11 protein-coding genes are annotated in these 16,207 nt (G+C 56.3%); 9 read left to right on the top strand and 2 right to left on the bottom strand.

The window, feature by feature from the left end; genetic code table 11:
• The first annotated feature begins 67 nt into the window (after positions 1–67).
• From sufC to J3U88_RS16705, 9 genes are all read left to right on the top strand, one after another.
• Entirely contained in the window at positions 68–829 is a 762-nt protein-coding gene (gene sufC, locus J3U88_RS16745; protein WP_207860074.1) for a Fe-S cluster assembly ATPase SufC, read from the top strand.
• Between the two features lie 36 nt (positions 830–865).
• Entirely contained in the window at positions 866–2,194 is a 1,329-nt protein-coding gene (gene sufD / locus J3U88_RS16740) for a Fe-S cluster assembly protein SufD (protein WP_207860073.1), read from the top strand.
• Between the two features lie 24 nt (positions 2,195–2,218).
• A complete protein-coding gene (locus J3U88_RS16735) occupies positions 2,219–3,472 on the top strand; it encodes a cysteine desulfurase (RefSeq protein WP_207860072.1) in 1,254 nt (417 codons plus the stop codon).
• Entirely contained in the window at positions 3,472–3,942 is a 471-nt protein-coding gene (locus J3U88_RS16730) for an iron-sulfur cluster assembly scaffold protein (protein WP_207860071.1), read from the top strand. Before J3U88_RS16735 ends, J3U88_RS16730 begins: the two co-directional genes overlap by 1 nt.
• Positions 3,939–4,298 (top strand): iron-sulfur cluster assembly protein, encoded by a 360-nt coding sequence (locus J3U88_RS16725; RefSeq protein ID WP_207860070.1) that lies wholly within the window; start codon positions 3,939–3,941, stop codon positions 4,296–4,298. Before J3U88_RS16730 ends, J3U88_RS16725 begins: the two co-directional genes overlap by 4 nt.
• A 55-nt stretch (positions 4,299–4,353) precedes the next feature.
• The gene (locus J3U88_RS16720) at positions 4,354–5,454 is read left to right on the top strand and encodes an Mrp/NBP35 family ATP-binding protein (RefSeq protein ID WP_207860069.1); all 1,101 of its coding nucleotides are present in this window, start codon (positions 4,354–4,356) and stop codon (positions 5,452–5,454) included.
• 2 nt (positions 5,455–5,456) lie between these two features.
• On the top strand, positions 5,457–6,629 hold the full coding sequence (locus tag J3U88_RS16715) for a P-loop NTPase (RefSeq protein WP_207860068.1): 1,173 nt from the start codon (positions 5,457–5,459) through the stop codon (positions 6,627–6,629).
• A 505-nt stretch (positions 6,630–7,134) separates the two neighbouring features.
• Entirely contained in the window at positions 7,135–10,971 is a 3,837-nt protein-coding gene (locus J3U88_RS16710; protein ID WP_207860067.1) for a WD40/YVTN/BNR-like repeat-containing protein, read from the top strand.
• A gap of 221 nt (positions 10,972–11,192) precedes the next feature.
• A complete protein-coding gene (locus J3U88_RS16705) occupies positions 11,193–11,684 on the top strand; it encodes a MarR family winged helix-turn-helix transcriptional regulator (protein WP_207860066.1) in 492 nt (163 codons plus the stop codon).
• Positions 11,685–11,882: 198 nt separating this feature from the next.
• Here J3U88_RS16705 and J3U88_RS16700 read toward each other — a convergent pair whose 3' ends face one another.
• Together J3U88_RS16700 and J3U88_RS16695 are read right to left on the bottom strand one after the other, a co-directional pair.
• Positions 11,883–12,536 (bottom strand): response regulator, encoded by a 654-nt coding sequence (locus J3U88_RS16700; RefSeq protein WP_207860065.1) that lies wholly within the window; start codon positions 12,534–12,536, stop codon positions 11,883–11,885.
• Positions 12,537–13,579: 1,043 nt separating this feature from the next.
• Positions 13,580–16,039 carry an ATP-binding protein gene (locus J3U88_RS16695; RefSeq protein ID WP_207860064.1) on the bottom strand — a complete coding sequence of 820 codons (2,460 nt, stop codon included), beginning with the start codon at positions 16,037–16,039 and terminating at the stop codon, positions 13,580–13,582.
• Between the last annotated feature and the right edge of the window lie 168 nt (positions 16,040–16,207).

Raw genomic sequence — 16,207 nt, 5'->3', positions numbered from 1 at the left:
ATACCCAATACAACTGCGTCCCCCACGACCCAAACGCAACACGAACAGCTTGAAATGAGGATAAACCATGCTTGAAATTAAAGATCTGCACGTCAACGTCAACGGCAAACCCATTTTGAAGGGTTTGAATTTGACCATGGGAGAAGGTGAAGTTCACTGCATCATGGGCCCCAACGGCTCCGGTAAAAGTACCCTTTCCCAGGTATTGGCCGGCCGCGATGCATATGAAATCACCGGCGGGAGCGTGACCTTCCGCGGTAAAGATCTGCTTGAGCAAGAGCCCCACGAACGCGCCGGCGAAGGCCTGTTTTTGGCGTTCCAATACCCCGTCGAAATTCCCGGCGTGAGCGGCAACCAATTCTTGCGGGCCGCCCTGAATGCCGTGCGCCAATACCGCGGCGAAGACGAACTGGATGCCGCGCAAATGATGAAAGTGTTTCGCGAGCGCGCCAAGCAAGCCAAAATTGACCTCGCATCCTTGAAACGTTCCGTGAACGAGGGTTTTTCTGGCGGAGAAAAGAAACGCAACGAAATGTTGCAGATGGCCATCCTTGAGCCGCGTCTGGCGGTGTTGGACGAGGTGGATTCCGGTCTCGATATTGACGCGCTTAAAATTGTCTCCGACGCCGTGAACGCCATGCGTTCGGCCCAACGCTCCTTCCTCGTGATCACCCACTACCAGCGCCTGTTGAACCACATCGTTCCCGACCATATCCACGTCTTGGTCGACGGCCAAATCGTCAAATCCGGCGGTAAGGAACTGGCCCTTGAACTGGAAGAAAAAGGTTACGCCTGGGTTGAAGAACACACCAACACGGTGGCCGGCTAAGGCCCCACGCCCGCTGCACAAACGTAAGGAAGGACGATGTCAACGCTGACCGTACACAACAAACTCCATGAAGATTTTTCCCAAAACAGCGGCGCCGGCCCGGCCGCGCTGCGACCGCTCCGCGAGCAGGCTTTTGCCCGTTTCGCCGCAACCGGCTTCCCCACCACCCGCGACGAGGCTTGGCGATTTACCAGCACCCGCGCGCTGACCCAGGTTGACTGGCAACGCGCCGATCAGCAGGCTCAATCCCAGCTGGACGATCTCAAAGCGACCGTCGCCCACCACGCGCTCAAGGATGTGGCCGCGACGACCTTGGTGTTCGTCAACGGGTTCCTGCGAGAGGATCTTTCGCAACGCCGTTTGCCCGCGGGTGTTCGTTTGCTTTCCTTGGCCGACGCGGCTCAAGAAGATTGGTTTTCCGAATACTACGCGGTGGCGGATGCCGAAACCGCCTCGGCTTTGCCCGCGCTAAATACCGCCCTGGCCGACAGCGCCACCGTGCTGGTGCTGGACGCCGAAGCGCGGCTCGAGAACCCACTGGAAATCATTCACCTGAGTTGTGGGATCAGCCCGCACCGCGCGACCTTCCCCCGCACCATGGTGGTCGCCAAACCCATGGCCGAGGCTACCGTGCTGGAAACCTTCATCGGTAGCGGTGGCGAGGCCTATTGGCAGAACTCTGTTTCGCAATTGCACCTGGCCGACGGCGCGCGGGTGACCCACGTCCTGGCGGAACTTGCCACCGAGCAAGCCTTCCATACCCACGCCACCTTCGCCCATTTGTCACGTGACAGCAAACTTGTGAGCGAAAACATGTTGATCGGCGGTGCGCTCGCCCGCAACGACATCCACGTGAACCTCAACGGCCCCGGTGCCGAGGCGCACATCAACGGCTTGTTCCTCGGCCACGCGCGCCAACACCTCGACAACCACGTCGTGGTGCGCCACAACGAACCCCACGGCTGTAGTTTCCAAAACTTCCGCGGCATTCTCGACGACAAAGCGCACGGTGTGTTTACCGGCCGCATTTTTGTGGCCCAAGACGCCCAGAAAACCGACTCGGCGCAGTCCAACCGCAACCTCTTGCTTTCCGACGAGGCACGCATTGATACCAAACCGCAGTTGGAGATTTACGCCGACGACGTCAAGTGCGCCCACGGCGCCACCACCGGTCAACTTAACCAAGACGCCTTGTTTTACCTGCAATCGCGGGGCATGGCCCCCGACGCCGCGCGTAACTTCTTAATCTACGCGTTCGCCCACGAACTCATCGAGAAACTGGCGATCCGCGAACTCCGCGAACACCTCGAAGCCGTGTTGGTAGAACGGTTCGGTCAAGCCGGCGCCCTCGCGCCCGAAGCCTAATCGGTCCTAACCGAAGGAGTCACCATGAGTCAATCAAGCCTTGCCGCCCATCAAACCCACACCCTTGACATTGCCAAAATTCGCGCTGATTTCCCGATTTTGCAGCGGACCGTTCACAAAAAACCACTGATTTATCTGGACAACGCCGCCTCTTCCCAAAAACCCAATCAGGTGATCGAAGCCGTGGCCCGTTATTATCGGCGCCATAACGCCAACGTTCACCGCGGCCTGCATACCCTCAGCGAGGAAGCAACCACCGCCTATGAATCGGCGCGGGAAAAGGTTCGCGCGTTTATCAACGCCGCTGAAATTGCCGAGGTGATTTTCACCAAAGGCACCACCGAGGCGATTAACCTGGTGGCCTCCAGCTACGGTCGCGCGCACCTTCGCGCGGGCGACGAGGTGCTGATCACCTATATGGAGCACCACTCAAACATTGTTCCTTGGCAGATGATTTGTGAACAAACCGGCGCGGTGTTGCGGGTTTGTCCCATCAACGAACGCGGCGAACTCTTGATGGACGAATTCGAGCGTTTGCTCAATGACAAAACCCGGATTGTTGCCTTCAACCATATTTCCAACTCATTGGGCACCGTAAACCCGGTGAAACGCATGGTGCAGTTGGCCCACGCCGCCGGCGCCGTTACCCTTGTTGACGGCGCCCAAGCCGTCCCGCACCAAGGTGTCGACGTTCGCGATCTCGACTGCGATTTTTATGCCTTTTCCGGTCATAAAATGTTCGCGCCCACCGGCATCGGTGTCTTGTACGGCAAACGGTACTTGCTCGAGCAAATGCCGCCGTACCAAGGTGGCGGTGACATGATCAAAAGTGTGAGTTTTGAAAAGACCGTCTACAACGAACTGCCTTCTAAATTTGAGGCCGGCACCCCGATCATCGCGGGCGCCGTTGGCTTAGGTGCCGCCATTGACTACCTCAACGAGGTGGGTCTCGAGGCGATTAGCGACTATGAGTACGGGTTGTTGACCTACGGCACCGAACAGCTCAAAACCGTGCCCGGCCTGCGCATGATTGGTGAAGCCGCCGAGAAAACCAGCGTGTTTTCCTTTGTGCTCGACGGTGCCCATCCCCACGACATCGGTACCATTCTCAGCCATACCGGTGTGGCCGTGCGCACCGGGCATCACTGCACCGAACCCTTGATGAAGTTCTTTAAGGTTCCCGCTACCGTGCGTGCCTCGCTCGCGTTTTACAATACCCGCGAAGAAATCGACGCGCTTGTTGTCGGCCTCGGCAAGGTGCGGGAGATGCTGCTCTGATGAACGGCATTGCCCCGGGGGTCAAGGCGCTTTACCGCGAAGCGATTAAAGACTACGCCGCTCGTTTGGCCGATTGGCCCCCACCCGAGGTGGTTACCCACCGCGCCGAGGGGTTTAACCCCCACTGCGGTGACGCCTTGGAAACCGCTTTGCATTGTCGGGAGGGCCGCATTGCCGCGCTTGGCTTTGACAGCGAATCCTGTGTGGTTTGCCATGCCTCGGCCGCGCTCATGGCCCAGGTGCTCCAGGGAATCGCGGTTGAAACCGTACCCAAGGCGCTCGAGTCCTTTGAAAACGCCTTGCGTGGTCACATCGAATGGCCCGAGGTTTTTGACGAGGCGTCTTGCTTAGAACCCGTTCGCGACTTTCCCAGTCGCATTCAATGCGCCCTGTTACCTTGGCATACCCTCGCCATGTGTTTTCACCCCCAACCCACCACCGCTTGTACTGAAGAGGAGATTCCAGAATGAACGAAACGCTCCCGGAACCGGTCGACAACCTGGTACCCGGTGACGGCGGGGACGCCATTTTGCGTACCGACATCACCGAGGCCTTGCGCCAGGTTTACGACCCCGAAATTCCCATCAATATTTATGAAATGGGATTGATTTATCGTGTTGATGTGGATGAAGCCAAAAAAGCCGATGTGCAAATGACCCTGACCACCCCCAATTGCCCGTCCGCGCAAGAACTGCCGATGATGGTGCAGCAACAGATTGAGATGATTCCCGATATCACCCAGGTGATTGTCGACATCGTGTGGGATCCGCCCTGGACGCCCGACATGATGACCGAGGAAGCCAAATTCGAATTGGGCATGATTTAAATAGGTTGTGATGCGCCGACTGGGTTTTTAACCCGCGGCAAGAGAAAGGATCTCCATGATTTTCGGCCGGTTCCGCAAGAAACAGGCGACGGTGACCGAAGCACAGGTGCTTGACGCCCTGAAACAGGTCATCGATCCCGACCTGCATCGCGATATCGTCAGCCTGGGTTTTATCAAAAACCTGGTGATTGACGGTGACACTGTTGCTTTTGACGTCGAGTTGACCACGCCTGCTTGCCCCGTTAAGGAACAACTCCAAAAACAATGCGAAGAAGTGGTGCGCGCCCTGGGCGTCACCAAGGTCAAGGTCACCATGACCGCGCGGGTGCGCAATGCCCCGGGTCGCCGTCAGATTCCCGGCGTGCGCAATGTGATTGCGGTGACCAGTGGTAAAGGCGGTGTGGGCAAATCGACGGTTAGCATCAACCTGGCGCTGGCTTTGTTGCGCCGCGGCGCACGGGTCGCCCTGCTTGACTGTGACATCTACGGCCCGAGCTTACCCGATCTCGTCGGCTTTACCCGCCCCGTGCGACAGCTTGGTGACGGCTCCTTTAAGCCCCATCAGGTGTATGGCATGAACGTGATGTCGATGGGTTTTCTGCTGGACGGCGACCAATCCGCCACCATGCGCGGACCCATGTTGCACCGTTTCGTGCAGCAGTTTCTGTTTAACGTCGCCTGGGGTGATACCGATTATTTGGTGCTTGACTTGCCGCCCGGAACCGGGGATATCCAACTCAGCCTCACCCAAAATACCCCGATTAACGCCGGCATCGTGGTGACCACCCCGCAAAAAGCCGCCCTGCTCGACGCCCGCAAAGGGGTCGAAATGTTCGCCAAGGTCGACGTTCCCGTGCTCGGCTTTATCGAAAACATGAGTTATTACCTGTGCGGCAAGTGCGACAAGGAACATCACCTCTTCGGCAGCGGCGGCGGCCAAGCCTTGGCCGATGAATACCAATTACCGCTTCTGGCACGGTTACCCCTGGATCCGACCATTAACGACGACGCCGGGGAAGGCGTCCCCGTGATCCTGCGCCAAAAAGAAGGCCCCTATCTAACCGCCTTTGGAAACCTTGCCGGCCGCGTCGCCGCTGAGCTGGGGAAACGCTCCGTCGGTTGGGCCGTGCCGAGTCCGCAAGCATTTGAGGTTTAGCCATGAACATGGGAATCGGCGCCGTGCGCCACATTATCGCCGTTCATTCGGCCAAAGGCGGGGTTGGGAAGTCGACCTTAACGGTTAACCTGGCGATTGCGCTTTCGCAAAAAGGGTTCCGGGTCGGTGTCATGGATACCGACATCCACGGGCCCAGTATGGCCTTGATGTTGGGCGATTCCTCGCGACCCCCTTTGGTGGATGACCGCAAGGACGCCGTTGAACCCATTCAAGCCCACGGCATATCTTTTGTTTCCATGGGCAATCTGACCGATGAACGGGTACCGCTTATTTGGCGGGGTGCCATGGTTCACGGCATGATCCAGAAATTCACCAACCACGTCCATTGGGGCGAACTCGATTATTTGTTGCTCGATATGCCGCCGGGAACCGGTGACGCCGTTTTAACCATCGGTCAGTTGTTGCCGATCAGCGCCGCCGTGGTGGTGACCACCCCGCAAGGCCTCAGTTTGACCGACACCCGGCGCGGTTTGCACGCCTTCAAGCAACTGGAAATTCCCGTTTTGGGTTTGGTAGAGAACATGAGTTGGTTCGTCTGTGACGGCTGCGACGACCTGCGTTACCTCTTCGGCGACGCCGGTGGCAAAGCGTTGGCCAAGGAATTGGACCTACCCCTGCTGGCCCAAGTCCCCATCGAGGGGACCGTGTGCGAGGCCGGCGACGACGGCACCCCGATGATGATTGCGTTCCCCGAATCCCATAGCGCCGTCGCCGTCCGCCAGGCTGCTGACCGTATTCTGGCGGAACTGGAACAATCCGGCCAGATCGCCGTTTTTCGGTTTGATTGGCGTGAGATGGGTTTCAATGAACGGGAAACCGAACCGCCCAAAATTGTTCCCGCCGATGAACGGGTGCTTGTTCAGGCCGTTTGGCAGGTGAGCAGCGACGAACTCGGCGTGCAGTGGCATGACGGGGTGCGCGATATACTTTCCGTGCGCAAACTCCGGCAAAACTGCCCCTGCGCTGTTTGTGTCGACGAGATTACCGGCGAGCGCACCTTGCAACAGGATCGCGTTCCCGCCGATATTCGCCTCAAGCAGGTGAGTTCCGTCGGTCGTTACGCCTTGGGCTTGGTATTTAGCGACGGGCACGACTCGGGTATTTTCCGCTATGACCGCCTGCGGGAACTTGCCCGAAAACCCTCCTCCGTCTGATTTCGATCCGTCGAAAACGCGGTTGCGTCGATTTTGTGTCTGGTTTTGGCGGCGGTATTCGCATTTACCTCTGGTGTTTGCGTTTCTGTGCATGACGATGGTTTTATCGGCTATGAATGCCCATTTTTTGTTTTGACAAGCGGTTGAATGGACGCAATGGTTGTGAACAAACGGTTGCCTTCGCTGCTTGACCTTCGCGCGGTAGGTGAGGTGTCGCCTTTTTGGTGACCCGTGCCTCATGGTCTGATTGGCGGCCCGAGATGTGACGCTTGAAGGCCACCCGTTGGATTTATTTGCGATGGCGCGATTTTAATTTTCTTAGGGTGTGAAATAGCTGTTGTGTGAAAAAAAAGATGAACCTCGGTGGATTGTTCGCCGATAGGGTCATCGTTAACTCTCCTTACATCTTTTCGCGGGAAGTTTACCGTCCCTGCCGCCCCTGCCCGGGATCGACCCGGCTTGGGTCCATCGTCCTGCCTGCCACCATCCTTAGGAGGAAGATCTCATGAACCAGCGAATTTGGTTCCTATTTGTGTTGGCCTTCGGCCTGCTGGGCTGCCTCGCTTGGCAAAACTACGGCACCGAAATCCCTCAAATTGCCCAACAACTTGAAGACCAAACACGGACAGAACGGGGGCAGGGCATGCCCCGCGCGGACCGCGCCGACCGGAAACCCCTCTTAGAGCGCCGTCGCGAAGCGGTCGCCGCGCGCGCCGCCTGGGAATATGACCTGTTAAAGAACCCCGCAACCGGCAAAATTCCGGCTGATGCCGAAACGCTGCGGGCGCAGGTTTTACGCGCTTTTCCCCGCGCTAAAAATGCCGAGAAACGCATCGAATCCGTGATCTCGCGCGGCCCCGGCAACCTGGGTGGCCGCACCCGCGCCATTGTTTTTGATCGTGCCGACGCCTCGGCGCAAACCCTCCTCGCCGGTGGGGTTTCCTCCGGTGTTTTCCGCACCACCAATCGCGGTCAAACCTGGACCAAGGTTTCGCCTCAAGACCAGATGCACAATGTCACCGCCTTGGCCCAGGATCCCAACCAAACCAACGTTTGGTATTACGGCACCGGGGAAATCTCCGGCAACTCCGCTTCTTTTGAGGGCGCTTTTTACTGGGGTAACGGCATCTGGCGTTCAACCGATGGTGGCCTGAGTTGGTCGCAAATTGAGGCGACCGCGCCCGGTACGCCCGAACAATTCGACAATTTTTTTGACCTGGTGTCGCGTTTGGTGGTCCATCCGCGAACTTCCGACCTGTACATCTCCACCTTTGGCGGTATCTTCCGGCTGAACAACAGCGACGGCAGTATCGAGCGCGTGATCGTCGGCGCCGATGCGTTTCAATCCAGTGAGGCCATGTTCGACATTGAAATCAGCGCCGACGGCAGCGTGCTTTATGCCGCGCTTGGTGGTGCCGTCGGCAGCGAAGGCGGGATTTACCGCTCGACCACGGGTGATGCCGGGAGTTGGGAGAAAATTGCCGGCGAAGGCGCCGCCTCGCCCGTCGGTTTCCCCGCCAACGCGGATTTCGGTCGCACTGAAATTGCACTGGACCCCGTCAACACTGCCTTTCTGCTCGTATTGATGGACAACTTTCACGAAAATGATTGCGAATCGCGAGAGGCAAAACCCGAGGGCTTTTTGTGGCGTTACGACACCGCCGCCGGTACCTGGACCGATTTGAGCGCCAATCTTCCCAATGACGGGGACTGCCTCGCCGGCAACAACCCGCTCGCCGTGCAGGGCGGTTACAACCTCACGCTGGAAATTTCGCCGGCCGACAGCAACCAAGTATTTGTCGGTGGGACCAACCTCTGGGTTTCCCGCGACGGTTTTTCCACCGCATCCACCACCTCGCGCCTGGGCGGTTATGCCGACAACAATAGTTACGCGCTGTATCCCAACCACCACCCCGATATTCACGTGGTGGTGTTTGATCCCAACAACCCTGACCAAATCTTGTGTGGGAGCGACGGTGGCGTTCACGAAGGTTCCGTTAGCAGGAACCCCTTTGCCTGGACCAACCTCAACAACAACTACCTGACTTATCAGTACTACCACGTGGCGCTGGCCCCCAATGCCGGGGACAGTCGCGCCATTGGCGGGGCTCAAGACAACGGAACCACCTTAACCCTCAGCGGCACCAGCCACACCGAGATCTTTGAAGGGGACGGGGCCGCGGTGGCCATCGGTCAGAACATCGGTGACCAAGAGTTTTATTACGTTGCCGCCCAAAACGGCACCTTTTTCCGTACCGATAGCAGGGCCGTTTACGACGACATTCGACCCGCGGCTGCCGAAGAAAGTATTTTTGTGACCTATTTCTTCTTGGATCAAGACAACACCGAGAACCTGTACTATGCCGCGCGCAATCGGTTGTTCCGCACCAACGCGGCGTCTACCGTGACACCCGATGCTTGGGGTGAGTTTTCCGCATTGGGAACCACCATCGGCGAAGCGGAAATTCGCTCCCTCGCTGCATCACGGGGAACCTATTCCGCCGCGAGCAAGCTGTACGTGGGTTCCAGCGACGGGCGCATTTTTCGCATTGACGATCCCGTTAACAGCGACGGTTCCGTTTCACCCGTGAACATCACCCCGGCCGCCGCCCAAGGGGGTGTGGTCAGCAGTATCGCCGTGGATCCCAACGACGACCGCATTGTGTTGGCGACCATCGCCAACTTTGAGGTGCCCAGCGTGTTCCTCACCATGGATGCAAGCGTCGCCAACCCGACCTGGATGCAAATCGAAGGCAACATCGGTGTGCTTAGCTTCCGTGCCGGCGCCATCGCGCGCGACGCCCAAGGTCCCCTTTACCTGGTCGGCACCAACGCCGGCTTGTGGAGCACTCGGTCACCGCTGGCGGACGGAACCACTTGGCAACGGGAGGAAACCGCGACCATCGGCTCCGCGGTGGTTTCTCAGCTGGTTCTTCGCCCCGCCGACAACAATCTTCTCATCGGTACCCACGGAAACGGCATGTACCAAGCCACCTTGGCCTCCGGGAATAGTGGGCGGGTCATTTCCAGTCTCGCCAATCGCTACCACCTCCCCGACGTACGCACCAACGGCACCGATGCAACCACCTGGGTCGGCCTGGTGAATTGGGGCGATTCCACGAGCGCTGTCGAAATCTTCGCATTTAATGATGAGGGCGAACCGCTCGGTCAAAGCCAAGTCCTCACATCCTTGGGTGCGAAAGCAAGTCGCTTTGTCTCTGTAAGCGATTTGTTTTCAGCGGATGCGACCCAGATCGCATGGCTGCAAGTTGGTTCGGCACAGGCCCTGAGCATTTTTGCCGAGAACCGAACCGGTACCACGCGTGCCGCCTACCAGGGCACGCAAGCAGAAAGCCAAGTGCTTTTACCGCACATCGCCAAGGACCTGACCAATTTCGAAACCGTGCTGAATGTGGTTAACGGAACCGACACCGCCGCCGGTGCCGAACTCACCGAGTTCCCAGGCGAGACCACGCTTGCCGTCACCGAAACAGAAAACGCCTATGGCTTCAGCTCTCGCCCCATTACCGACTACCTCGGTACCGATTTGGCCGCCGGCCCCGACCTCTGGGGTCGGATCACCGCCACCGCGCCACGCATTGCCGGGATGGAATATTTCACCCGTTTGCCAAACCGCACGCAGCAAGCAGCCTTGGGCCTCAACAATGAAAGCGGTACTACCCTAAACTTCCTCCACGTCGCCACCGATACCGGTCAATTTTGGACCGGCATGCTTTACATTAACGTGGGCGAAAACGAAACCACCGCCTTAGAAACCTATTACGATGCCGGGGGTAACATCCTGCGTGAAAGTGAGCGCCTTCTTGCACCCAACAGCAAGGCCACCCTGTTCTTTGATTTCGCCAACCAGGAGGTCGTCCCCGCCGGAACCGCTTGGGTCCAGGTCACCAGTGACGCGCCCTTAATCGGCTATGAGTTGTTTGGTGCCCCTTCCATTTCCGACAACGATTACTTCACCGGTTTGCAAGGCAATTACCAGGGCGGACGCGGTTGGGTTTACCCTTACTTCAATTCCAGCGCTTCCGAGTTCACCGGTCTAGTGGCTGTTAACTTGGGTGAAGCGAACGCCTCCGTCACCTTCCGCGCTTATGACACGGCCGGCAACCTGTTGGAAACACAAGCCGTCGACAATTTGGCCGCGAAAACCAAGTTCGTTACGACCCTGTCGGGTTTGTTCCAGAGTAGCGAGACCTTGAGTCGGGGCGCTTGGATTGAAGCTCAGGCCGACGGGTCCGAATTCGCCGGGTTCCTTCTGTGGGGAGACCAAGGGGGAGGTTCTCGCGCGTTCCTGTCGGGCATCACCGCCACACCGATACCCTAGGCCTAGCTTGGGCTCAAAAGCAAGGCCGCGCCCTAGCCCGCATTTCTCACGAGAAGCCAAAAGCCGTGTGAGAAATGCGGGCCGGCCAAAATCATTGCGCGTTATCGCGCTTCTTAGGTTTTATGCTTGCCCGTTGATGAATTCTGTGAAATCGCCCACGCGGCGGGTGCCGTTAAGGTTTAAAATAATCTTCCTGAGTTCCGAGACCGGGGAGTCCCTTCATGGAAGAAACCAAATGTGACGAAGTTTTGATGAATCTTCGTAAAATCATTCGTGCCGTTGATTTGTCCTCAAAAAAACTGGCGAGAGATTTTGGGTTAACCGGCCCTCAGGCGCTTATTTTGGCCGAGGTTCGCAAATCGGGAGGGTTACCCGTAAGTGTTTTGGCTGAAAGGGTTACCCTCAGCCACGCAACCGTCACCGACATTTTAAATCGCTTGGCAAAACGGGCCTTGGTCACGCGTACACGGGATCAGGTGGACAAACGTCGTCAGTTGGTGTCCATTACCGAGGAGGGTTTGGCTTTGTTGGCCTCGGCACCCACCTCGCTCCAAAAACGGTTTGTAGAGCGTTACGAGATGCTGCCGAATTGGGAGCAATCCATGATTCTAGCTAGCCTGGAACGCGTCGCGCACTTAATGAATGCCGAGGACCTCGATGCCGCACCCATGCTCACCTCGGGTGCGGTCAATCGTCTTGAAACCGAGGTTTAGCCGGCCCTAGCCTTTTTTTTTGGTTGCGACAATCCCTGGCGACAGAGACGGACGGTTTCTTTTGTCCGGCAAAGGCGAGCAGGGCTTGCGACCGAGCACCATGCGGGTGAACCAACCCGCCGAATTCGTATGGTGTTGGGTTGCTCGGTCGCAAGCCTTGTTCGTCCATCGCGACTTGTTCGCGATCCATCGAGGCTATTAGAATTTGACAAAACCATTTTGGATTGCGAATCGGGTTAAGTCGGAGTTATTGCGCAAGCCAAGTTTACGAAGAAGGTTGGCGCGGTGTGTGTCAATGGTTTTAACGCCGACATAGAGCATTTGAGAGATTTCACGATTGGTATTTCCCTGTGCCAATAGGCGCATGACTTGGAATTCGCGATCAGACAATTGCTCTTCGGGATTCGAGATACTTTCCGGGCGAACATAGCGTTCTGCAAAGCTTCGTTGTAACTCCGGCGGTAAGTACACCTTGCCACTATGGACCGTTCGAATCGCCTCCAGGATCTGTTCCAGGTCAACGGTTTTCGGGAGCCAGCCCATGGCGCCCGCGCGCAACATGCGGAACGCGTTGTGGCTCGTTTTATCCATTGTTAGTATCAAGATGCGGACATTCCGCTCCAAAGAGATGATGTCCTTGGTCAGATCGATGCCGTCTTTTTTGGGAATCAACGGCTCCATTAATAAAACATCCACCTCTTTCTTTCGGACCAGATCCAAGGCTTCGAAACCGTCGGATGCTTCTCCCACTAACACAATGTCGTCTTGTTTGGTAAGTAATGTATCCAGAGCCTGCCGGATCATGGTGAAATCGTCGGCAATCGCAATTCGAATTTTTTGTGATTCACTCAAAGGAACCTCCTTTTTGGCCAAACGCGGGCATAAGCTTGGGAATGCTCCCTGCTCTCTTCCGTTTGTCGTTGGAAATCAGTTGTTATATTTTCGAAACTTTGGGCTTGGGTGAATTGGAAAATTCTAGATTTTCCTCTAAGAATTTGAGTCGTTGAATTATCAGAAAAGATTGTAGAAACTGGTGAAAATAGACCCTGTTACCACTTCGCCTTTTGAAATGAAAGGTGAGTTATGTGGTTTAAGAGAAGGACGGAGGGTTTATTACCCCAATCTCTTATGGTTCTTTCAGTCATGCACGGATTGACCGGCCCTTGAATTTCTGGGTTGAAAATCAGGCCGGAATCGGACCAAAGCGCCGCGATTCATTGCGCTTCTTAGGTTCTTTGCCCGCATTTCTCGCAAATATTTGTCGCGAGAAGCTGAAAGCCTTGTGCGTGCAAAGATGACGACCGAGTGACGACACAGGGGGCCGACCATTCGGCGTAGCATAGCTACGCCCCCTCGTAATCGCATGGTTTTCGGCTTCGCAGCAGAACGACTTGCGAGAAATGCGGGTAAAGTCTCATGATGAAGAGCGTGTGAATGGATGGGTCCGCGGCGGTATCGGACCCCATTCGCGACGTGGCGCCAGGAAGAAAAGGTCGCCTAGGAATGGCGACCCCTCGGACCACAATCGATGGGCTAACACGTGCGATTGCGTGTGCACGGTTTGATGAAATGCCAAGATTTTTGATGGCGACCCGGTTTTTGTTGCGGGTATTTTTGCCTGATCGCCATGAAAAATCTGAGCATGCGGGTTGGGAAGTTGTTGTGATTGAAGGGCTTTGGTCAAACTCCGTTGGCTACTCGGAGATGACAGCGCCGCTCTGCCCTTAAATTTATTCGAGAATCCCTATTGAGTCAAGTGGAAAGGTTGTTTTTTGGTTGTTTAATTGCTGATTTGATCTAAGTCTTTTTCTTTTAACAACTTTCCAGGCGTCGGCCCGTCTGATGTGTAAGGGATTCGGTGAATTATTTCCTTGTTTTATCTTAAATGTAATGAATTAATAGGTTTGTGTGGGTTGTGTCGGCTCGTTGGTGGTGATCTTGAAAAGCGCCGTCACCCCACTCAGGTTCCTGGTTTCCTTGATGACGCCGGACACCGGCCAGTGGCTGGGTGTTGCGTAAGTTGTGGAGTGGTTGGTTTTTAAGACGATTGCCATGGTCATCTCCGGGTTCAGCCGAATCAGGGTTTCCATGATGTTTCGTCGTTCCTCAACCAAACCGTTGTCCAGCAACACATGGTTTACCTTGCGCCCCATCGTGCGGAAGGCGTCGGAATCTGGATCCTTGTCTTGCAGGAAATGGGCTGAAAAGCCCGCGTGTTGCAGCATGGCGACCTGTCGGCGTCCCTCCTCCGGGTTGGCGTCGAGAACCAGAAAATGCACCAGATTGTTCCTGAACGGCGACTGGTTTTTTGGGATACTGAACGTGACCTTGCAGCCTTGGCCCGGTTTTGATTGGAGTTTGATAAAACCGTGGTTGCGTTCCACAATCTTTTTCACAACCGAAAGGCCGATTCCTGTATTGCCTTGGTTCCGGTCGCCTTCCGTGACGGTTTGGAACAACTTGAAGACCCGTTCTTGTTGGTCCTCGGGAATTCCCACGCCGTCGTCGGCCACCGAAAAAAGCCAGTCCGTTTCGTTTTCGTCCCCAAATATCTCAATGCGCCCCTCGGGTTTTCCCATGTGTTTTACCGCGTTGCTAACCAGGTTTTGAAAAACCTGGAACAGTTGGGTTTGGTCGTAAAGCACCTCGGGGAAAGTTCCCCTTCGCACGAGACTGAGCCCCGTTGGAACCGTGAGGTTTCCCATCACCGCGTCAGCCACCGCGCCGCTGTCTAAATGTTGGATCTCCGAGGCGTTGCTGATGCGTGAGTAGTCTAGAATGCCTTCGATCAGTTGGGTCAATCGTCCCGCGCGTTCGCTAATGGTGGCCAAATAACCGGATCCGGTCTCGTCCAGGCGATCCCCGTAATCTTCCGCCAGCCATTGCGCCATGGAGTTGATTCCCCTGAGCGGCGCCTTGAGATCGTGGGAGGTGACATAGGCAAATTCCTCGAGGTCTCGGTTGGCCCGTTCCAGCTCGTGGAGGGACTGGTTCAGGTGTTCTTCGATGATCCGACGCTGTTTGATTTCGTGAAGTAACTCGTGATTGGTCGCCTTGAGTTCGTTGGTTCGTTGCGCCACGATTTCTTCCAGGCGGTTGTGGTGGCGCAACAGTTCTTGTTCCGCCTCGATGCGTTCGCTGACGTCTGTAATGAACCCTTCCATCGCGACAATGCTGCCGCGCCAATCAAAAATGGCGCAGGTGCGGTCCCATACCCAGCGTGAAATACCGCTGCGCGTCCGAATTCGGTAGATGGTTTCCGTGGGGCTTTTGGTTTTACAGGCCGTGAGGCGCATTTTTTCGAGGGCCGGTTTGAACTCATCAAAAATGAGGTCGCTGTAACAGGCCCCGCGGCCGTCGATCAACTCTTCATCCCGGTATCCGGTCAAGGAATACGCCCCCTGGCTGACAAATGACAGCGTATAGGGTGTACGCAACGCATAGCGGTAAACCATCCCCGGTAAATTCTCCATCAGGGTCATCATGGTCCGTTGCTGTTCCTGTTGCTGCACCTGGCGATAAAGAATGACCCGGATCGAAAACGAGAACAGCAAGACCATCAACAACCCGACAATGAGCAAGATATTCCCGGTTTGTTCCGCGCTTAGTCGGCCTAGCCGTTGTGTGTGGCCGACCTCAAGGCGCCACGGGTTGCCCCGGATGGTGAAGGTGTGACTCAGGGCTTGCGGTAGGTGTTTGGGTAAATTGGGACGGCTCGCATACAGCACCAAATCCTCATTGGTGATGCGGAAATCATACGCCGTGTATTTTGCCTCGCCCAGGAAGGTTTCGAACAAGGGTGCGCTGCGGAACACCAAATTCAGAAAACCCTTGGTGCCGTCGCGGAAGGTGATGGGGAAATAGGCGGCAAAACCCGTGCCTGACTGGAGCAGTTCCAGGCCCGGGGTGACCGTGTAGCTTTGTGTGATTTTTGCGCGTCGCCAAACCGGACCCGCGACCGGATGCTCGCTGAGATCGAAACCCAAGGCCGCGCTGTTGGTTTCGGGCGGATAGACCCATTGAATTACCCCTTGGTCGGTGACCCAATTCACCGCCTGAAATCCTGGGAATTCGTCAAAAATTCGGTTGCACCAATCCATAAAGGCGCGTCGGTCGGGCGCGGCCTGGGCCGCCCACTGATCCCGCATCAGCTTAATCAGACCCAATCGGCCTTGGACGCCCTGCTCCACGCTGTGTTTGATCTGCTCTGAGATGAGTTCAAGGCGCACCTGGTCGGCCTTGGTCTGGCGGCTCTGGTGGCTCCACCAAACGCCCATGATCAACCCCGCCGTTAACAAAAATACGACCAAGGGGACGATATCGGCGATTCGGGTCAAAGACACGTGTTGGTGCAAAGGGCCCACCTTTTAAGCGGTTTCTTGGTAAGCGAGGGCGGGCCGGTTGGTTCGGCCGCCACCCTCCTTCATCCGCTGAAAAACCAAGTGCCAAGGTGTATCTTGCTTTCCTCGTTAGCAAAAAGAAACGCGGCATCCATCCACTTGGAATTTCAGGGTCTCTGAAAT

This window comes from Acanthopleuribacter pedis (assembly GCF_017377855.1).
In the GTDB taxonomy this organism is placed as follows: domain Bacteria; phylum Acidobacteriota; class Holophagae; order Acanthopleuribacterales; family Acanthopleuribacteraceae; genus Acanthopleuribacter; species Acanthopleuribacter pedis.
The sequence above is the reverse complement of the archived record's forward strand: the minus strand, read 5'-3'. Positions and strand labels throughout refer to the sequence as shown.